This is a genomic window from Sedimenticola selenatireducens (assembly GCF_963675335.2).
Lineage (GTDB): Bacteria > Pseudomonadota > Gammaproteobacteria > Chromatiales > Chromatiaceae > Sedimenticola > Sedimenticola selenatireducens.
In genome coordinates this window covers 139,080-158,867 of the sequence record NZ_CAXXYC010000001.1, presented here as the reverse complement: position 1 = coordinate 158,867, position 19,788 = coordinate 139,080, and the positions used below count along the sequence as shown (strand labels likewise).

Genomic DNA, 19,788 nt, shown 5'->3' with positions numbered 1-19,788 from the left:
CTATATGGGTATGACGCAACCAGCGTCGGTACCCAAGCGACAGGAGAAACCAATGGGTTATGTGAGAAATGATGAGATCCGCCAGGCGGTGCGCCGGCGGTATGGGCAAGTGGCAGAGAGTGAAAATGCGGGCTGCGGTTGTGGCACAACCTGCTGTGATGCCTCCACGCCAAGTGCCGAGGCCATTTCACAAGAAATGGGTTACAGCACTGACGATGTTACGTCCACCCCCCAAGGAGCAAACATGGGGCTTGGATGTGGAAACCCGCAAGCAATTGCTGCACTCAAGGCAGGTGAAATCGTCCTTGACCTGGGTAGCGGTGGCGGCTTCGACTGTTTTCTTGCAGCCCGACAGGTGGGAGACACGGGACACGTCATCGGCGTGGATATGACCCCTGAAATGATCACCAAGGCACGCGCCAATGCGGACCAGGGCAACTACCGGAATGTGGAGTTTCGCCTCGCCGAGATCGAGAACCTGCCGGTCGCCGATGGCAGTGTCGATGTGATCATTTCAAACTGTGTCATCAATTTGTCACCAGACAAGCCCAGGGTATTTTCCGAGGCTTACCGTGTCCTGAAACCCGGCGGCAGACTGGCAATTTCGGACGTGGTTGCCGCTACGGAACTGCCCCAAGAGGTTCGTGAAGACATGGCGCTGTATGCGGGGTGCATGGCGGGTGCATCCCCGGTGCCGGAGATTGAGCGGATGCTGGCAGGAGCAGGGTTCACGAGCATTCATGTTGCCCCAAAGGATGAAAGCAGATCGTTCATCCGTGAATGGGTGCCGGGGAGTGATATTTCAGACTATATCGTTTCCGCAGCGATTGAGGCGGTAAAGCCAGCAACTTAACAACCGTGTTAACCCGGACCGCCCGCACCCTAACGGACTGCCGCCACCGGGTGATATGGCCTGCGCGGCACGATGGGAAGTCATCCGGTCAGGCCACCCTTTTCTTCCGCCCCGGCAAATTAATCGAGCCGATCACAGATTCGTGATTTGCCGGCGCGCCACACATGGCGGGGCCATGCGCCCCGTTGAACCCCCTGCCGTCCCGGAGTATGGTGGCAACTCTGCTTTCGGGAGGTTTCTCAAGACATGAGTAATCCACGCCATTCCCTGCTCTGGATGGGTATTTATCTGGCCCTGGTGGCCGGCGTCTGCCTGTTGCTGTTTGCGCCGCTGCAAAGCGCCTTCATGGCAAACTGGGGTTTCAACTCACTGATTATCGGCGCCCTGCTGATCGGCATTATCATCAACATACGCCATGTGGTGATCCTGGAACCGGAGATCCGCTGGATCACCCTGTTCCGGACCGGGGAGGCGGGGATTTCCGTTGCCGAAAGCCCGCGCCTGATGAAAGGGCTGGCCCGCCATCTGCATGGACGGCGCAAGGACCGTTTCCGTCTCTCCGCCCTGTCATTGCGCACAGTACTGGACGGCATTCGCGCGCGCCTCGATGAGTCCCGCGAGATCTCCCGCTACATGATCGGTCTGCTGGTCTTTCTCGGCCTGCTCGGTACCTTCTGGGGGCTGCTCGGCACCATCTCCTCGGTGAGCAGTGTCATTGGTGGGCTGGACGTGGGCAATCGTGACTTTGCGGCCGTTTTCGGACAGCTTAAGGCCGGGCTGCAGCAACCCCTCAACGGCATGGGCACCGCCTTCAGCTCATCCCTGTTCGGCCTCGGCGGCTCCCTGGTGCTGGGATTCATCGATATCCTCGCCGGGCATGCCCAGAACCGCTTTTTCAACGATCTGGAGGAGTGGCTTTCCGGCGTCACCCAGTTGATCGACGAACCCGGTGGCCGTCCCCCCGTGGAGGACCCTGATGATATGGAGCAGCGTCTCAGCCTGCTCATCGAGGAGAAGCTGGGGCAACGCAACCAGTCGTCGCAGATGCAACCAGCCACCGATGAGGCGGTGGCTGGAAAACAGCCTGGCAGCGGCGCGGAGTGATATCCCATGTCAGCCTACTCACGCCGCAGCCGTCTCAGCGTCAACGTCTGGCCCGGCTATGTGGATGCCCTGGCCGCCCTGCTCATGCTGGTCATCTTCGTTCTGCTGGTCTTCACCTTCGCCCAGTTCATGCTGACCCAGATCCTCTCCAGCCAGGAGAGCGAACTGGGCGACCTGGAACAACGCCTCAATCAACTGACCATTGAGCTCGGACTGGAGCAGCAGAAGAACCAGGCGCTGTCGGCTAATGTAGAGAATCTATCCGGGATGATCAGTCAGCTCACCGAAGAGCGCTATGATCTCACCAACCAGATGGATCAACTGAAGCAGGCGCAGGCAGCCGATCGTCAGCAGATCGAACAACAGTTGCTGAACATCGCCAGCCTGCAACAGGACATCGACCGGCTCCGGCAACTGCGGACGGAACTGGAAGCGCAGATCGGCAGCCTGAGCGCCAATCTCCGGCAGCAGACCGATGAGGCGACCCAACTGCGTGATCGCAGCAAGGCACTGGAGGCACGCCTGGCCGAGGCGAACGAACGCACCCATCTGGCACAGGTGGAGGTCGAGGACCGGGAGATCCGTATCCAGGCCCTCAGTGCCCTGGTTGGCGAACAGTCACAGGCGCTGAGAGAGGAGCGACGGCTCTCCGCCGACGCCCAGGCCGAGGTGGCGCTGCTCAAACAGAAAATCGACGGACTCAGCGCCCAGCTCAAGGAGATCAGCCAGGCCCTGGCGCTTGCCGAGAAACAAAAAATAGCGCAAGCGGCCGAAATCACCGATCTTGGCAAACGGCTGAATGTCGAACTGGCGCGGCGCGTCAACGAACTGGAGAGCTATCGCTCGGATTTCTTTGGTCAGCTAAGCAGCCTGCTTAAATCCAACCCCTACATCCAGGTGAAGGGGGACCGCTTCCTGTTCCAGTCAGAACTATTGTTTGATTCGGGTTCGGCGCAACTGGGCGAAGCAGGCCAGCAACAGCTTGATGAGCTGGCCCGGGTGCTGCGTGATGTGATCAAGATCATCCCGGATCAGATCGACTGGATTTTACGCATTGATGGACACACCGACCGGGTACCGATCAAGAGCGCCGTATTTGCCTCCAACTGGGAGCTCTCCACGGCACGGGCCGTGTCGGTATTGCGCCATCTGGCGGCGCGGGGCATTTCCCAACAGCGCATGGCCGCCACCGGCTTTGCCGAGTTCCACCCGCTGAATCCGGCGAACAACGAGGCGGCCTACCGGCAAAACCGCCGTATCGAGATCAAGCTGACGGCACGCTAGTGCGGCCAGACCAAGGGTCTGGAGTCAGTTGTCCCGCTCGGCAGAACAAGGACCAGGAAGGGTTTGGGTGACAGGTTCACCGCCCTGCCGTATGCAGAAACTCATCCACCAAGGCGTTGACAATCTGCTCTTCCGACGCCACGCAGGGGCATAATTTTTGCCGGACTACCTGTAGCGCACACTGATATACCTCTGGCCGGGAGTGGGCGTTGCACAGCGTGATCCGGGAACGGGCAATCTGCAATAGCTCCTCGAATGGTATGGCTTCCGAATACCAGTCCAGTGGGGTTGCTTTCGTCATGACATCACCTGCCGTATAAACCTGAAGGGTTTCAGTTACAAAGTATTTCCCTGATCAACAATCAGCAACAGCGGCCATCGCATGGCCGGCACTGGCAGCGACTGCTACTGCTCGAACACCAGCGCATCCGATTTCGCACCCAGCGACGCCAGGGCATCTGTTATGGCTTTGGTAAATGGATCGGGTCCACAGATATAAAAATGCTGGTCAAAATCAGTAAGCTTTTTCTCAAGAAACGTCCTGTCGATTCGCTGATGGTCATAACCCGGCACATTGGCCTGGGTGCAGGTCAGCAGGCAGCGTTCAGCCAACGTGTATCTGAACTCCTTTTCGTTAATAACATCCGCCGGGGTTTTGTTGGAAAACATCAGCGTCTGATGCTTGAGTTTCTTCTGTATGGACAGATCCCTCAGAATGGCGATAAAGGGGGTGATGCCGGCGCCACCGGCGATAAAAACACCGGGCCCCTTGTATTCGATGGTACCGAAAGGGTCACTCAGGGTCAGTGTTGCGCCGGGCGGTAGCTCATGCAGCGCCTGTGTGACCCCCTGATGCTCCGGATACCGCTTGATTATAAATTCAAGCACACGGTCGTCCGCCAGGGATGTCGGCGTGAACGGGCGTCCCTGGTCTCTCCAGCGGCTGTTATCAATCGCCAACTCCACCCCCTGGCCGGGGGTGAATGTGAACCCATCCGGTTTTTCCACGATGAAGCGCTTTACATCATGGGTGACAAATTCGCTCATCAATAGTGTTGTGGTGTAGGTCATGCCTATTATCCCCCCGCTATTTTATCCACACGGTTTTGGCGTTGATGAACTCCTGAATACCCAGACGGGACAACTCACGGCCGTAGCCGGAATGCTTTATGCCGCCAAAGGGCAATCTTGGGTCGCTTTTGACCAGGCCGTTAACGAAGGCGGAACCGCACGCCATGCGGCGCGCAAATTCTTCGCCGCGTGCCGCATCTCCTGTCCACACGCTGCCGCCCAGACCAAATCGGCTGTCATTGGCAATGCGCAGGGCATCCTGCTCATCGGTGGCCCGTATCACCGCAGCCACCGGCCCAAACAGCTCCTCTTCATAGGCCGGCATACCGGGTGTTACCTGGTCCAGCAGGGTAGCGGCATAGAACCAGCCCGGCCGGGGCAGGAACTGGCCACCGGCAAGCAGCAGGGCACCCTGATCGATACTGTCGGTTACCTGCCGATGCAAGGTCTCACGCAGATCATCCCGTGCCATGGGACCCAGCGTGGTCTCCGCCTCCAGCGGGTTGCCGACTTGCAGATTGTTGATAGCGGCGTGAAACTTTTCGACAAAACGGTCTCCTATCCCATCCACCACAATAAACCGCTTGGCGGCAATACAGCTTTGCCCGCAATTGAGAAAACGGGACTGTACGGCCGCCTTTACCGCGGCATCAAGATCTGCGTCATCCAGCACCACAAAGGCATCTGAACCTCCCAGCTCAAGGACTAACTTTTTCAGATTCTTCCCCGCCACCGAGGCCACGCTGCGGCCGGCCGCCTCGGACCCGGTGAGGCTGATGGCATGTATCTGTGCATCGGCCACCAGGTCGGCCACCTGACCTGATGAAATCAGCAGGGTTGAGAAAACACTGCTCGGAAATCCCGCATCCTGGAATAGCTGCTCCAGCATCAGCGCGCAGCCCGGCACATTGGAGGCATGCTTTAACAAGACGCCGTTGCCGGCCATCAGCGCCGGGGCGGCACAGCGAAAAACCTGCCAGAAAGGGAAATTCCACGGCATGATGGCCAGCACCAAACCCAGCGGCTGTTTGACCAGCATACTGCGGCTGGCATCGGACTCGATAACCTCATCCGCGAGAAACTGTTTGGCCGTGTCGGCATAGTAATGACAGATCCAGGCACATTTTTCGACTTCACTCTCGGCTTCGCCAATGAGCTTGCCCATCTCTGAGGTAATGAGCTTTGCCAGCTGCCGCTTCCCCGTCTCCAGTTGCCGGGCAACTTCGCGTAACAGTGCGGCACGCTGATCGATTGGCAGCGCCATCCAGTCACCCTGTGCGTGTGATGCATTCACGCACAGGGTTGACAGGTCATCCGCAGAGAGCTGTTCGTAAGACTGTATCTCGTGACCCGTTGCGGGGTTGATTGAACTGATCATCATGACTTGAAAACTCCACTACCGACAATGTTCCGTACGGTCTGCATGCGTCGGAAACAGATGGGGCAAACATCCTGGGTGCAAGCCTGCCACCACTGGCGGCTTACCCGGGCCGGCCGGAGGTTTGACTGGTCGCTCCGGCTTGGGCGGATGGATCTGTGGCTCCTCCGGCTTGGACACCCTTTTCGGCACGGATTGAAGAGCTGAAGCAGGGTACAACCCTGCCCGGGTACTGCACTCTGTTGCTGCCGAGATTGCAGCTGCAACAGTCATTTTCCAAGGACAACCGACTGTAGCGAGTCAAATTGTTGTGCAGTAAATACATGCCTGAATGGTCCGCTTGCTGCTATTTGTGCGCCATTTTCAGTTCGGATCTATCGGAAACCGGATACACCTTCCGATCATTATAGACGCTCAGTTTCAGGTGACTGATGCATGGCGGGAGCCACCGGCCGGTTTTGGTGGATTCTGGTCTGCTGAATAGCCTATATTTTCTAAACAGGATGACCCTGTTCATGGGCCTACACGCGGCGGGAGGATCGCTATCATGCAATTGAACAGCGAACAACAGGCACTTTGTGACAATCACCCCTTTGACTTCACGGGACTATCCGCCCTTTTTCTCAACTGCACACTCAAGCCAACCGGCGTGACTTCAAACACCGAAGCCCTGATCGATGTCTCCCGCTCCATCATGGCGGCCAACAAAGTCAAAACCGAGATCTTGCGCCCTGTCGATTATCTGTTGCCTCCCGGCGTCTACCCCGACATGACAGAACATGGCTTCGAACGGGATGACTGGCCAGGTCTTTGCCGCAAGGTCATGGCGGCCAACATTCTGGTGATCGGCACACCAATCTGGCTGGGAGAGGAGAGTTCAGTCTGTCGCCGTGTCATTGAGCGCCTTTACGGTGAGTCGGGAAAACTGAACAGACACGGGCAATATGTCTATTACGGAAAAGTGGGTGGAACCATAATCACCGGCAACGAAGATGGCGTGAAACACTGCGCCATGAGCGTGCTGTATGCCCTGCAGCATCTCGGTTACACCATCCCGCCGCAGGCAGACGCCGGCTGGATTGGTGAAGCGGGACCTGGGCCCTCCTACGCCGATCAAGGATCAGGCGGACCCGAGAACGAATTCACCCAACGCAATACCACTTTCATGACCTGGAACCTGCTGCACATGGCCCGAATGCTGGAGGAAAATCGCGGCATTCCTGCGCATGGCAATCAACGCGACAAGTGGGAGGCGGGCTGCAATTTTGACCACCCGAACCCGGATTACCGGTAATCCGCCCGTTTAACATCTCGGCGGCCGCATCCTGGCCCGGTCAAGGTATATTCAACCAGACGGCAGGCCAAAACCTTTTTGCCGAAAGCTTCATCGACACGGCTATCGCCCCCAGCTCCGGTACTTCCTCCACAAGAGGGATCAGGAAGAAAGAGTAAAAGTGCGTGAAAAATAACGGATTGCAAGTGACAATAGCCGGTTACCATCGATCAGTTATTGAGGCCAATGAAACAACCATCAAAGACCAACTGGGGAGCCGTCATCATCGCACTGGCCGCCGGCATATTTGCGGCGGCTCATTATGGCAAGGCGCCAACCGCATTGCCGGAGATCCGATCACAGATACCCATCAGCCTCATTGTCGGCGGCTGGGTGATGTCAGTCTTCAGCCTGACAGGCATGGTATTCGGTATCGCAGCGGGTACCTTTGCCGATCGACTGGGGGCGAAGCAGGTGGCCATGCTTGGACTGGGAACCTTGAGCCTGGGCAGCCTTATAGGAGGGCTGGCTGATTCCGGTGAAATACTACTGCTCAGTCGGGTTATCGAGGGTTTTGGCTTCATCTCGGTAGCTGTCTCGGCACCTATTCTGATTATGCGCGCCGCATCACTCAATGATCTGCAACTCTCGCTGGGCATATGGACCACTTACATGCCGGTGGGTATGGCACTCTCCATGATATTTACACCCATCATGGTTGCCGCCATGGGATGGCGTGCATTCTGGATACTCTCCTCGGCCACCACACTGCTCTGGCTCTCGCTTCTCTGGTTAAAAACCGACAGCGGAAAACAATCGGGCAATGTTACCGCCGCCCCGGAACATGGCCTGCTGGAAAATATTATGCTGACCATCCGCAGTCCCGGCACCTGGCTGTTGAGCATCGGTTTTGGCTTTTACACCATCCAATGGATCTCATTGATGGCCTGGTTGCCCAGCTTCATGGTCGAGCAGCGCGGTCTGTCACTTGAAGCAACGGGCCTGCTAACCGCGCTGGTGGTGGCTGCCAATATCCCCGGTAACCTGACGGTGGGCTGGCTGTTCCGATGGGGATTGACGCGTTCAACCACATTGATAATCTCCGGCGCCGGTCTCGGCATTACCGCGCTTGGCATTTTCAATGACGGATTTTCTGATCTGTCGCGCTTTCTACTGTGTCTGGCCTTCTCATTCTTTGGCGGCATGACACCGGGCTCTGTACTCTCCGGTGCTCCCGTCGTGGCCCCGACACGCGGGCAGATCGGCACTGTCAATGGCATGATGGTACAGGGCTCGCACATGGGGCAGTTACTCGGCCCCCCGGCACTGGCCGCACTGGCCACCTATACGGGCAGCTGGCAGGAGACGCGCTGGCTCATGCTGGCCAGTGCATGTGGCATCATAGTGATATCACTGCTGTTTCAACGTCTGGCGACAAACAAGCCGATAAAAATATAACCTCGAGACACTATCCAGATCCATAAATCAGCGCATGCTGCCTACACTGCTGACCAGCTGTTTCACGGCATCGCGTTCGTTCATTCCTGCCAGCACAGCGGCATCGCGTATGCTCTGATCATTTGCGGCTACAGGGATACCACGACTCCCAAGCTCTTTTATCAAGAGCGATTCGTCGACTTTGAACAACACCGCCAGCGATGCGATCGGCGCATCCCCCAAGGCACTGTATATGACGTTTGGACCACCCGGCTGGCTGATAGCGCCACTGCCAAGAAAAACTCCCGTTAGCAGTAGTACCGAAAGCACCCCCGCCCTGGCAGTACTCTGTCTGAAGTGCTGGGTAAATGCTTTCCAGTTGGAGAGTATGTGAATCAGCATGGCTGCCACGAACAGCAAGCCCAGCCATTCATGGGCCACCTTGACCAGCCCCTCGCCCAGATGAAAGAACAGCATACCGCCACTGACACCGATAACCAGCGCCAGGGCTCCTGTGACAGGCGTAATGACTCTTCGCGGAAACACTTTTACAACACCTGTGTTGAATTGACTTGCCATGTTGACTTCCCCTCAAAATTTGAGACTTCAGTGTAGGGGAGCTGTTTTTCTGGCATATGTCTGGCTTGTAATAAAGTGTAACGGCGGTTAATAGCGGGTCGGATAAACCGACCATACGGGCAATTTTTCGAAAAGTGCAATCAATTTCAATTCTCTGCTAATCTCATTAGTGACAGAGGGAGTATGGCCACGGACAGGATACCGCTCGCTTTTAATGATCCTGCCACGAGGCTGTTCTTCCACTTCAGTGCGGGTGGCAGTCGATCCATGCCGGGGAACACATAATCTGACAGAGTTTTGTCGTGGATAATAATTCTGTGATTTTCACGTTTAGTACAGGATCCACTGTTGGATGACGTGGCGTAGATATAGAGGGAGATAATACCAATGCTGTTCATCACCAACCGTTTTCCTAAGCAGAGTATACGCACCCGCGTGGGACGGAAGTTTGATTTCAATCTTGATAATAATGCAGCAAGCAACTCTGTCTTTTTTTGCGAGAGGACTGGCGATACCGCCTATACGGAAATAGGCAGTATTGAATTTCTTTCCAGGCTCAAGATCGCTCCTTACCGGCAGGTACTCATTTACATTCACGGCTTCTCAAATCTCCCTGAGGAGGTGTTCAGTGCCGTAGAGGAGTTTCAGAAGCTGTGCGAAAAAAAGAAGAAGCAGGAGGTGCTGGTCGTGCCGTTGATCTGGCCATGCGATAACGATATCGGGATCGTTCAGGATTACTGGGATGATCAGAAGGCGGCCGACTCAAGCGCCTACTCGTTTGCCAGGATTCTGGAAAAATTTTTAACCTGGAGGAATTCTGAAGAGTACAATCCGCAAGCCGATCCCTGCTTCAAGCGAATCAACGTGCTCTCCCATTCGATGGGCAACCGGGTGTTACGCGAGACCCTCTCCACATGGAACAGATATGACCTGGCCGATGGGGTTCCGCTTATTTTCAGAAATACTTTTCTTGTGGCGGCAGATATTGTCAATGAATCCCTGCATGTGGGTGAACCCGGCGAATTGATATGCCACGCTTCACGCAATGTAATTGTCTACTTCGCGTCCGATGATCTTGCGCTGCGCGCCAGCAAGGCATCCAACCTCAAGAACAAGATCGCCTCCCGCCGGTTGGGACATACCGGCCCGGAGGACATGCGGCTCACCCCAGCCAACGTGTATACCGTGGACTGCGATGATGTGAATAATATTTACGATAGCCCCAAGGGGCACTCCTATTTCCGGTCCGGCAGAAAGAAGGGCCAGCCCGGACTGGTATTTGAGCACATTTTCGAAACCCTGATATCAGGTCGGGTCTTTCCTGATGATGAGTTTCGCCGGACAACCATCATCAGGGAGGCTTGAGCACCAGGAAAATAGAAGAACAGATATGGCGATCAGGACTCCACGAACGCCCGTTCAATAACATAACGTCCCACCACCCCATTGCGGGATTCGTCAAATCCCCTACTTTTCAGAATATTGCAGGTATCTTTCAACATGCTTGGACTGCCACAGATCATGAAGCGATCATGCTCATGATCAAATGCCGGCAGACCAATATCACTGAACAGCTTGCCGCTCTCCATCAAATCGGTCAGCCGCCCCTGGTTACGGAAGGATTCCCGGGTAACAGTGGGATAATAGATGAGCTTGTCGGCCACCAGGTCGCCAAAGAATTCATTCTGAGGCAACTCATCAAGGATCATATTTTGATAGGCAAGCTCGGATACATAGCGTACTCCATGCGTCAGGATCACCTTTTCGTAGCGCTCGTAGATATCGGGGTCCTTGATAATACTCAGAAATGGGGCCAGACCGGTCCCTGTCGCCAACAGGTAGAGACGTTTGCCCGGTAACAGATGATCCGCTATCAGCGTACCGGTGGATTTTTTACTGAGCAGCAGTTCATCACCGGCCCGGATTTTCTGCAGGCGTGAAGTGAGTGGGCCGTCTGGCACCTTGATGCTGAAAAACTCCAATTCGTCTTCATAGTTTGCGCTCGCGATGCTGTAGGCTCGCATCAGCGGCCTCCCCTCCACCTCGATACCGATCATGGTGAAGTGGCCATTGTGAAAGCGAAACGAGTCGTTGCGACTGGTCTTAAAGCTGAATAGTGTCTCGTTCCAGTGATGAACACTGGTAACCCGTTCACGAATAATATTACTCATTGGATAAAACCTGTCCTGGAAAATTTGCGGTACTGGTTGTAAGACCATAACCCGGCCCAGAGTTCATCCAAAAGAAGTAATTGGAATCAGCTTATAGGGAAAGCCCAACCACAAATTTACTGATGTATTCGCACTGCCGTTCAGGGTACCCGCCAGCCCCAGCCATGGCCTGATGACCGCAGAGGTGAGCCAGCCAGCACCCGGCAGGCGGCAACCGCACGGGCCAGATCACCGGCCAGTGTTTCACGCTCTGACTCAACCAGGCAACCACCTATTTCAACTTCGGAATCCGCTGACCGCAGGTAGAGGTGACCGGAACCCAACGGGCCTTCCCCTCTTTGCAGATTGACATGCGCATGGGGCAGGATCATCTGAAACTCCGGGTGATCCCGGCCCTGCTGTACCCGCACCGATTCTGCTTCAACCGAGATCACCTCCCTGGAGTACGCCTTCAACGAGGTTCGGTAGAGCGCAAACGCGAGCACCGCCAACTCCGCGACGACAAAGGGAAAGACCAGCCAGGCCCCAATCGACCAGAAGGCCAGCGCGATAGCGAGCATGCCCAGGGCAATAATATTGAACAACCACTTGGCGTGCCGCCACTTCAACGAGTTATTCGGGCGAACAATAAACACCTCGCCCTGCGAATTGGGCAGTTCATAATGCATCACCATACTGAACCTCCTCCGCAGACCCGCATCCGCGGTCCAAAACCCGATCACACCCGGCCCGGCGAAATCTGTGCCGGTCAGCTTGAATCAGGCCGTTTCAGATTGGTTACCAGGTAAATAATCACCAGGGCCAGCGCCAGAGAGAACCACTGCAGCGCATAACCCCGGTGCCGTTCCGGATCAAGCCAGAGCGTCTCGCGCTGTTGCCTGTACTGGCCCACTAATTGCGCATCCTGCAATAAGACAGACGACTGCAGATCCACATGCAATACCTGCCCCAACCAGGACAGGTCAAGATAGGGCAACTCCATTACCGGGGCATCGGGTTGATAACGCAATTCCCCGAGGCGCAGTCCGACACGCGGCACGGGTACCAGCATGCCCTGCACCTTCTGGTTGTTGTAGAGGTTGAACCGGGAAGCCGTGATCATCGGTTTACCCTCAGCGGTCGCGGGAACCCAGCCCTGGTTGATCAGCAGGTACTGGTCGGATTCCGCCAGTCGGAACAGATTCAGCAGATGAAAGCCGACCCGTCCCTGATAGATCTGGTTATTGAGCAGAATGAAGGGGGCATCCCGATACTCACCGTCAGCCGCTGCAAAGCGATAGTCCAGCTGCTGACCATTCAAATCCCCGGCATTCAGATCCACCGCCGGCAGGGCGCTGTTTTTCTCATAGCGGTCGATCAGCTGCACCTTTGCCTCCGCACGAGCCAATTGCCAGAAACCCAACATCACCAGCAACGAGACCAGCACCAGGGTCAACAATGTCATGGACCAGCCCGGCTGGAAACAGTAGCGCCCCAGATGAATAGAGGGATGGCGAATTACCAGTCCACGCCAACCACCCGGGCCGCCGACCAGCAGACCGGAGTCTTTGCGACGCTCTGCATCAACAGGTTTCATAGCCAGTAGACAAAGGTAAACAGGATCAGCCAGACCACATCCACGAAGTGCCAGTACCAGGCGCTGGCCTCAAAGGCAAAATGGCCCAGCGGGGTAAAATGCCCGGCCAGACTGCGCCCCAGGATAACCATCAGCATAATCGCCCCCACCGTCACATGCAGACCATGAAAGCCGGTCAGCATGATGAAGGTAGTGCCATAGATGCCGGAACTGATGCTCAAATTGAGATCGGTGAAGGCGTGCCGGTACTCATAGGCCTGCAGCCCGAGAAACAGCAGACCGAGGGCAATGGTCAGCACCAACCCCACAATCAGTTGGCGCCGGCGACCGGCCTTCAACCCCCAGTGCGCCCAGGTCACAGTGGCCGCACTGGAGAGCAGTATCAGGGTGTTCAGTGCGGGAATTCCGGCGGCGGCCATGGGTGCCTTGGCCACATCGAACTGACTGGGGTCAGGCAGTTGCAGCAGCGGCCAGGCAGCGAGAAAATCGGGCCAGACGTACAGGTGGGTACTGAAGCCACTGCCTTCGCCTCCCAGCCAGGGGACCGAGAGTACGCGGGCATAGAAAAGCGCGGCAAAAAAAGCACCGAAGAACATCACCTCGGAGAAGATAAACCAGCACATGCCCCAGCGGAATGACCGTCCCACCTGCTGGTTGTAGCTGCCGGACTGACTCTCACGAATCACCGTGCCGAACCAGCCGACCAGCATCAGCACCATGATCAGACCGCCCACGACCATCAAAGTGCTGCCAATATTTTCACCAGTGAGTACGCGGGCAAACCCGACGAACAACGCGCATAAACCAATCGACCCCAGGATCGGCCAATAGCTGTTATGCGGCACATAGTATCTATCGTTTACTGAAGACATGGCATAACACCTTCAGCCATCAACATGGCTGGGTTACGAACCGGAAAACCCTGGACCATTCAGGAGCCGGGCGCGGACTCTCCGTCCAGGCTGTCAAACAGGGTATAGGCGATACTGACGGTGCCCACCTCAGGCGGCAGCCTATTGTCCACCATGAAGCGCAGCGGCATCAGGCGCTGCTCATTCGCGGCAAAACGCTGCTGCCGGAAACAGAAACACTCCAGCTTGTTGACGTATCCGGCCGCCGTGCCAGGCGCGATACTGGAAACCGCCCGCATGGTCATCGCCCGATTGGTCGGGTTGTGGGCCCTGTAACTGACCGAGTAGAGTTTCCCCGGCTGCACCCGCAACTTGCTGATGCTGGGTTGAAACTCCCAGCTGCCTGCCGCATTGCTGTTGGACAAAAATTCCACTGTCACCCAACGACTGCCGTCAACCGCGACCTGCTCCACCGCACTGATCCGGTTTACGCCCTTGCCATTCAGGCCGGTGATATCACAAAACACGTCATACAACGGGACCAGGGCGAAACCGAAAGCAAACATGGCAAGGGTGACGCCCGCCAGCCGCACTGCCAGTTTCCGGTTAGTCTGTTGTCGGGTTGAATTTTTCATGGCTCAAAGATGGCTCAGGAGTGTGAGACTGAAAAATACCAGGGCGACAATGAACAGGCCCAGCGCCAGCAGGATGTTGTTGCGCCGACGGCTGGCTTGCGCTGTATCGATTTGTCGCTGCACAGCCTAAACCCCCTCACTTTGTAACTGCCCATCCGCCAATTTCGGCGGCTCCTGAAACGTGTGATAGGGTGCCGGCGAAGGCACACTCCACTCCAGTCCAACGGCCCCATCCCAGACCCGGGCCGGCGCCTTGCGCCCCGCGCGTATCGCGTGAAACACGACATAGACAAAGATCAACTGACTGAGCCCAAAACCGAAACCTCCAATGGAGGAGACCTGGTTCCAGTCGGTGAACTGGATGGCATAGTCCGGGATTCGTCGCGGCATACCGGCCAGACCCAGAAAATGTTGCGGGAAATAGAGCAGGTTGGAGAATACCACCGAGCACCAGAAATGGATCTTGCCCAGTCGTTCGTTGTACATATTCCCGGTCCATTTCGGCAGCCAGTAATAGACTGCACCGAAAATGCCGAACACCGACCCTGTAACCAGCACATAATGGAAATGGGCGACGACAAAATAGGTGTCCTGATATTGAAAATCGGCCGGTGTGATGGCCAGCATCACCCCGGACAGCCCGCCGATGGTAAACAGCACGACAAAAGAGATCGCCCACAGCATTGGTGTCTCGAAAGTCATGGAGCCGCGCCACATGGTCGAGACCCAGTTGAAGATCTTCACCCCTGTGGGGATGGCAATCAGCATGGTGCTGTACATGAAAAACAGCTCGGCAACCAACGGCATACCCACGGTGAACATGTGATGGGCCCAGACAATGAATGACAGGAAGGCGATGGAGGCGGTTGCATAGACCATCGAGGCGTAGCCGAACAGCGGTTTGCGGGCAAAGGTGGGAATGATGGTCGAGACCACGCCGAAGGCGGGCAGGATCATGATATAGACCTCGGGATGCCCGAAGAACCAGAAGATATGCTGAAACATCACCGGGTCTCCGCCCCCGGCGGCGTTAAAGAAACTGCTGCCGAAATAGCGGTCGGTCAGCAGCATGGTCACCACACCGGCCAGTACCGGCATGGCGGCAATCAGCAGAAAGGCGGTCACCAGCCAGGTCCAGACAAACAGCGGCATTTTCATCAGCGGCATGTCCGGGGTGCGCATATTGAGAATGGTCACAATGATATTGATGGCACCCATGAGTGAGGAGAGCCCCATCAGGTGAATCGAGAAGATCAGGTAGGGAAACGCATCGCCGGTCATCAGCACCAGCGGCGGATACATGGTCCAACCACCGGCAGGTGCGCCACCGGGCATGAACAGGGTGCTCAACAGCATGCTGAAGGCGAACGGCAACAGCCAGAAGCTCCAGTTGTTCATGCGCGGAAAGGCCATATCCGGCGCACCGATCATCAAGGGAATCTGCCAGTTGGCCAGGCCGACAAAGGCCGGCATCACCGCCCCGAAGATCATCACCAATGCATGCATGGTGGTCATCTGGTTAAAAAACAGCGGATCGGTAAACTGCAGACCCGGCTGAAACAGCTCGGTACGGATCACCATCGACATGGTGCCGCCGATAAAGAACATCAGCAGTGCGAACAGCAGGTATAGAGTACCTATATCCTTGTGATTGGTGGTCACCACCCAGCGCCAGAAACCGGCCGGTTTCTCATCTGCGTGTGCCTGTATCGAATCCGTCATGACTGTCTCCTCACCGCGCTGCCTTTATCTGCGTCGGCTGAACATGATCTCCGGTGTTATTTCCGAAGGCATTGCGTTCATAGCTGATGACCGCCGCCAGATCCAGGTCCGAAAGCTGGCCGGCAAACGCCTGCATGGCAGTGCCCTGCTTGCCGTTCAGCACGATGTTGATATGAGCCTCAAGGGGGCCGGTCGCCACCGGGCTGCCCTTGAGGGGCGGGAATACGTTGGGTACACCGACACCCCCGGGCTGATGGCAGGCGACACAGGTCTTGTTGTAGATTTCTTCACCCCGCGCCACCAGCTGTTCCAGGCTCCACTCCTGCTCTGACAACGCCTGCTCACTCTGCTGGGCCACTTTCTGACTTGCGACCCACTGCCGGTATTCGTCCTCGGCTTTGGCCACGACCACGATAGGCATAAAGCCGTGATCCCGGCCACACAGCTCGGCACATTGCCCCCGGTAGGTACCGGGCTCCTCTATCCAGGCCCAGGATTCATTGATAAAGCCGGGAATGGCATCGCGTTTCCAACCCAGGTCGGGCACCCACCAGGAGTGGATGACATCATTGGAACCGAGCAGAAAGCGTATCTTTTTCTGCGTCGGCACAACCAGCGGCTGATCGACTTCCAACAGATAGTGTTCGCCCTTGGGCGAGCGGTTTTCGATCTGGTCACGGGGGGTCGCCAGCAGACTGAAAAAACTGACCTCATCATCCAGATAGCGATAGTGCCATTTCCACTGATAACCGGTGACCTGGATGGTCAGGTCGGGATTGCTGGTATCCTCCATGGCGATCAGCGTTTTGGTTGCCGGTATCGCCATCGCCACCAGAATCAGGCTCGGCACCAGGGTCCAGATAATCTCCACAAAGGTGCTTTCGTGAAACTGTGCGGCCACCGCTCCTCGTGAACGACGGTGGCGGAGAACGCTGTAAAACATGACGCCAAACACCAGCACGCCAATCGCCACGCAGATCCACAGGATAATCATATGCAGGTCATAGATCTCCCGGCTGATCGGGGTCACACCCTGACGCAGGTTAAGGGTGTAATCCGCCTGAACAACTGGTGCCGCCTGAACCAGCAGCACCGCGGTAAGACTGGTGACTATCCGTTTTATCCCGTTCAACAGAGCCTCCAACCATAGCGTTTTCGCATAGCCGCGACGGCTTTGATTGGCCGGAGATTCACATTGTCAAACACCAAAGATGTGGTGGCCAATTCTGGCTGCAGCCTTGATGCTTACCCTGAAAGTAGCAATGAATGGCGGGTCTGGTGGCAGGCGCGCCACGGACAGCAGAAGGATGCCAAGGACTTGATGCTACTATCGAGACAGCACCCTAAGCATAGTTGATGAATGGCGTTATTCAATTATTGGAACCGGTCTTGTATCCTGACTATCCACCGGTATCCTCATATGATTTAGCGGCACCACAGGATGCATCCAGAGACGAATCGCATTCCACAATTTAACGATCCACCCGTTCTGCCAATCTGCCTATCCATGTGGCCGGGTATCCGGCCAGTGCCCACGGGACAGCCTATTTCTCGCTGTTATCCGGCCCGTCGGCGCCACCGCTTTTGGTCCACTGGTTGATTAGATCGACCGGCAACGGGAAAACAATGGTGTGGGTATTCTGGCCGGCAATCTCGGTCAGGGTCTGCATGTAGCGTAACTGCAGCGCCTGCGGTTGTTTCGCCAGGATCTGCGCCGCATTGAGCAGTTTTTCGGCCGCCTCCAGTTCACCGCTGGCATGGATCACCTTGGCGCGCCGGGAACGCTCCGCCTCGGCCTGTTTGGCGATGGCGCGGATCATGCTTTCATCCAGGTCGACGTGCTTGATCTCCACGTTGGCCACCTTGATGCCCCAGGCGTCGGTCTGCTTGTCCAGGATCTGCTGAATATCGGCATTGAGCTTGTCACGTGCGGACAGCATGTCATCCAGCTCATGTTGGCCGAGCACCGATCGCAGGGTGGTCTGGGAGAGCTGGCTGGTCGCCTCCAGATAGTTTTCCACATGGATGATAGCCCGCTCCGGATCCACCACCCGGAAATAGAGTACCGCATTGACCTTGACCGAAACGTTGTCCAGCGAGATGACATCCTGGGTCGGCACATCCATCACCAGGGTTCGCAGATCGACACGCACCATCTGCTGAATCACCGGCACCACGATCACCAGCCCCGGCCCCTTCACCTTGTAGAAGCGCCCGAGCATAAAGATGACGCCGCGCTCGTACTCGCGCAGGATGCGAAACATCGTGATCATCAGTAATACAACAGCAACGATCAACGTCAGAGCGAAGTACTGTATGCCTATCATGTCAATCCTCCAGCTTGTCGACGACCAGGGTCAATCCATCCAGTGCCCGGACCCGGACCCGGTCGCCCACGACCAGCGGGTCGGTACAACGCACCGACCAGAGCTCACCTTCAAGCCGCGCCATCACCTGATCGGCACTCACCCGTTCAATTGTGGCACACTGGTTGATCACCGACTCCGCGCCGAAGACCCGGGGTCGCCGGTGGGCGCGCATGGCCATACTCAGAATCACAAACAGCAGCACGCCGGTCATAACCGACAGGGCCACGATGACCGGCATCGCCACCTGATAGGCGGGAATTTCGGTGTCCATCAGCATGATCGAGCCGACCACAAAGGCGATCAGCCCACCGACCCCAAACACGCCAAAACTCGGCATCATCACCTCGGCCGCGATCAACCCCACACCGAGCAGCATGAGACCGAGTCCGGCATAGCTGATCGGCAGTATCTGAAAGGCGTAGAGCGCCACCAGCAGGCAGGTTGCGCCGAGTATGCCGGGCAGGCCGAAGCCGGGATTGGAGAACTCGAAGATCAGTCCATAGAGGCCGATCAACATCAGCACATAGGCGACATTGGGGTTGGTAATCACGGCGAGGAACTCACTGCGCCAGTCCGGGTTATGCACCACCCGGGGTGCGGTGACCAGATCCAGACTGATTTCCCGTGAACCGATCTTGATGTGCTTATCCCTCAGTGCTGTGAGCAGTGCTTCGGTATCTGCCGCAACCAGGTCGATCACGCCCATCTCCAGGGCGCGCGCGGCACTCAGGCTGGCCCCCTCCCGTACCGCCTTTTCCGCCCAGTCGGCATTGCGGCCGCGCAGTTCGGCGAGACTGCGGATATAGGCGACGGCATCGTTGGTCACCTTGCGCTCCATCGCGCTCTTGGAGGCCGGGGCTGCCTGCTTGTCGTCACCCGGGGCATCACCGCCAGCCTCCGGCTTCGGACTTTCCCCACCCGGTGCCGGGGTCAGCGGCGCACCGATCGACACCGGGGTCGCCGCGCCCAGATTGGTGGCCGGCGCCATGGCTGCTATATGGCAGCTGTAGAGCAGAAAAGTACCGGCACTGGCCGCGCGCGCGCCGCCGGGTGCCACATGACAAATCACCGGTATCGGCGAGGCCAGAACCGCTGCGACCATATCGCGCATAGAGCTGTCCAGCCCGCCTGGCGTATTGATCCTTAACATTACCGCTGCCGCGCCGGACCCGGCCGCCTGCTCCAGTCCGCGCACCAGGTAGTCAGCCGTTGAAGGACCGACCGTACCATCCAGTTTCAGCATCCAGAGTGCACCCGCCGGCACACGCTCCTGCTCTTCGGCCTGGACTGATACTCCCGATGCAATCAGCAATACCAGCAGCAACAGCCGGAGTGTGGAACTCAATACATTCATACTTGTCTCACCTTCTCACGATTTAAGTATAGAAGGCTCAGTCCGCACAGTGATTAACGCGATCACCCCACAGGAACACCCATCTGATGCCTGATCGGCCGTGAGGCCAGGCTCAGCCGACAGCAGATTGC

The 19,788-nt window shown here is 56.8% G+C and carries 19 protein-coding genes; 6 read left to right on the top strand and 13 right to left on the bottom strand.

What is annotated here, in order from left to right; genetic code table 11:
- Positions 1 to 52 precede the first annotated feature (52 nt).
- The 3 genes from ACHZBF_RS00785 to ACHZBF_RS00775 all read left to right on the top strand — a co-directional run bounded on the left by ACHZBF_RS00785 (position 53) and on the right by ACHZBF_RS00775 (position 3,241).
- Positions 53 to 853, top strand: coding sequence for an arsenite methyltransferase (locus ACHZBF_RS00785; protein WP_321527412.1), 801 nt, complete (start codon positions 53 to 55; stop codon positions 851 to 853).
- A 246-nt stretch (positions 854 to 1,099) separates the two neighbouring features.
- On the top strand, positions 1,100 to 1,957 hold the full coding sequence (locus tag ACHZBF_RS00780; RefSeq protein WP_245621760.1) for a flagellar motor protein MotA: 858 nt from the start codon (positions 1,100 to 1,102) through the stop codon (positions 1,955 to 1,957).
- Positions 1,958 to 1,963: 6 nt separating this feature from the next.
- Positions 1,964 to 3,241, top strand: coding sequence for an OmpA family protein (locus tag ACHZBF_RS00775; protein WP_321527411.1), 1,278 nt, complete (start codon positions 1,964 to 1,966; stop codon positions 3,239 to 3,241).
- 76 nt (positions 3,242 to 3,317) lie between these two features.
- Here ACHZBF_RS00775 and ACHZBF_RS00770 read toward each other — a convergent pair whose 3' ends face one another.
- The 3 genes from ACHZBF_RS00770 to ACHZBF_RS00760 all read right to left on the bottom strand — a co-directional run bounded on the left by ACHZBF_RS00770 (position 3,318) and on the right by ACHZBF_RS00760 (position 5,693).
- The gene (locus tag ACHZBF_RS00770) at positions 3,318 to 3,542 is read right to left on the bottom strand and encodes a hypothetical protein (protein ID WP_029134201.1); all 225 of its coding nucleotides are present in this window, start codon (positions 3,540 to 3,542) and stop codon (positions 3,318 to 3,320) included.
- A 104-nt stretch (positions 3,543 to 3,646) separates the two neighbouring features.
- Positions 3,647 to 4,312 (bottom strand): FAD-binding oxidoreductase, encoded by a 666-nt coding sequence (locus ACHZBF_RS00765; protein WP_029134200.1) that lies wholly within the window; start codon positions 4,310 to 4,312, stop codon positions 3,647 to 3,649.
- A 16-nt stretch (positions 4,313 to 4,328) separates the two neighbouring features.
- The gene (locus tag ACHZBF_RS00760; protein WP_321527410.1) at positions 4,329 to 5,693 is read right to left on the bottom strand and encodes an NAD-dependent succinate-semialdehyde dehydrogenase; all 1,365 of its coding nucleotides are present in this window, start codon (positions 5,691 to 5,693) and stop codon (positions 4,329 to 4,331) included.
- A 544-nt stretch (positions 5,694 to 6,237) separates the two neighbouring features.
- On the opposite strand from ACHZBF_RS00760, the gene ACHZBF_RS00755 reads away from it, so the two are divergent.
- Together ACHZBF_RS00755 and ACHZBF_RS00750 are read left to right on the top strand one after the other, a co-directional pair.
- Entirely contained in the window at positions 6,238 to 6,984 is a 747-nt protein-coding gene (locus ACHZBF_RS00755) for a flavodoxin family protein (RefSeq protein WP_321527409.1), read from the top strand.
- A 225-nt stretch (positions 6,985 to 7,209) separates the two neighbouring features.
- Positions 7,210 to 8,421, top strand: a complete 1,212-nt coding sequence (locus ACHZBF_RS00750) for an MFS transporter (RefSeq protein WP_029134197.1) — start codon at positions 7,210 to 7,212, stop codon at positions 8,419 to 8,421.
- Positions 8,422 to 8,448: 27 nt separating this feature from the next.
- Here the strand turns inward: ACHZBF_RS00750 and ACHZBF_RS00745 are convergent, their stop codons facing one another.
- Positions 8,449 to 8,979: a DUF4405 domain-containing protein gene (locus ACHZBF_RS00745; protein WP_084610147.1), complete on the bottom strand. Its 531-nt coding sequence runs from the start codon at positions 8,977 to 8,979 to the stop codon at positions 8,449 to 8,451.
- 387 nt (positions 8,980 to 9,366) lie between these two features.
- On the opposite strand from ACHZBF_RS00745, the gene ACHZBF_RS00740 reads away from it, so the two are divergent.
- Positions 9,367 to 10,344, top strand: a complete 978-nt coding sequence (locus ACHZBF_RS00740; RefSeq protein ID WP_029134196.1) for an alpha/beta hydrolase — start codon at positions 9,367 to 9,369, stop codon at positions 10,342 to 10,344.
- A gap of 32 nt (positions 10,345 to 10,376) precedes the next feature.
- Here the strand turns inward: ACHZBF_RS00740 and ACHZBF_RS00735 are convergent, their stop codons facing one another.
- The 9 genes from ACHZBF_RS00735 to ACHZBF_RS00695 form a co-directional block, all read right to left on the bottom strand.
- Entirely contained in the window at positions 10,377 to 11,150 is a 774-nt protein-coding gene (locus ACHZBF_RS00735; protein WP_029134195.1) for a ferredoxin--NADP reductase, read from the bottom strand.
- 140 nt (positions 11,151 to 11,290) lie between these two features.
- Positions 11,291 to 11,824 carry a DUF2244 domain-containing protein gene (locus ACHZBF_RS00730; RefSeq protein ID WP_029134194.1) on the bottom strand — a complete coding sequence of 178 codons (534 nt, stop codon included), beginning with the start codon at positions 11,822 to 11,824 and terminating at the stop codon, positions 11,291 to 11,293.
- 74 nt (positions 11,825 to 11,898) lie between these two features.
- A complete protein-coding gene (locus tag ACHZBF_RS00725; protein WP_321527407.1) occupies positions 11,899 to 12,726 on the bottom strand; it encodes an SURF1 family protein in 828 nt (275 codons plus the stop codon).
- Positions 12,723 to 13,598: a cytochrome c oxidase subunit 3 gene (locus ACHZBF_RS00720; protein WP_273438657.1), complete on the bottom strand. Its 876-nt coding sequence runs from the start codon at positions 13,596 to 13,598 to the stop codon at positions 12,723 to 12,725. Before ACHZBF_RS00720 ends, ACHZBF_RS00725 begins: the two co-directional genes overlap by 4 nt.
- Positions 13,599 to 13,657: 59 nt before the next feature.
- Positions 13,658 to 14,212 (bottom strand): cytochrome c oxidase assembly protein, encoded by a 555-nt coding sequence (locus ACHZBF_RS00715; RefSeq protein WP_321527406.1) that lies wholly within the window; start codon positions 14,210 to 14,212, stop codon positions 13,658 to 13,660.
- Between the two features lie 126 nt (positions 14,213 to 14,338).
- Positions 14,339 to 15,934 (bottom strand): cytochrome c oxidase subunit I, encoded by a 1,596-nt coding sequence (gene ctaD / locus ACHZBF_RS00710; protein ID WP_321527405.1) that lies wholly within the window; start codon positions 15,932 to 15,934, stop codon positions 14,339 to 14,341.
- A 10-nt stretch (positions 15,935 to 15,944) separates the two neighbouring features.
- Positions 15,945 to 17,066 (bottom strand): cytochrome c oxidase subunit II, encoded by a 1,122-nt coding sequence (gene coxB, locus ACHZBF_RS00705; protein ID WP_335342933.1) that lies wholly within the window; start codon positions 17,064 to 17,066, stop codon positions 15,945 to 15,947.
- 412 nt (positions 17,067 to 17,478) lie between these two features.
- Positions 17,479 to 18,261 (bottom strand): slipin family protein, encoded by a 783-nt coding sequence (locus tag ACHZBF_RS00700; RefSeq protein WP_321527404.1) that lies wholly within the window; start codon positions 18,259 to 18,261, stop codon positions 17,479 to 17,481.
- A gap of 1 nt (position 18,262) precedes the next feature.
- Entirely contained in the window at positions 18,263 to 19,657 is a 1,395-nt protein-coding gene (locus tag ACHZBF_RS00695) for an NfeD family protein (RefSeq protein ID WP_321527403.1), read from the bottom strand.
- Positions 19,658 to 19,788 lie beyond the last annotated feature (131 nt).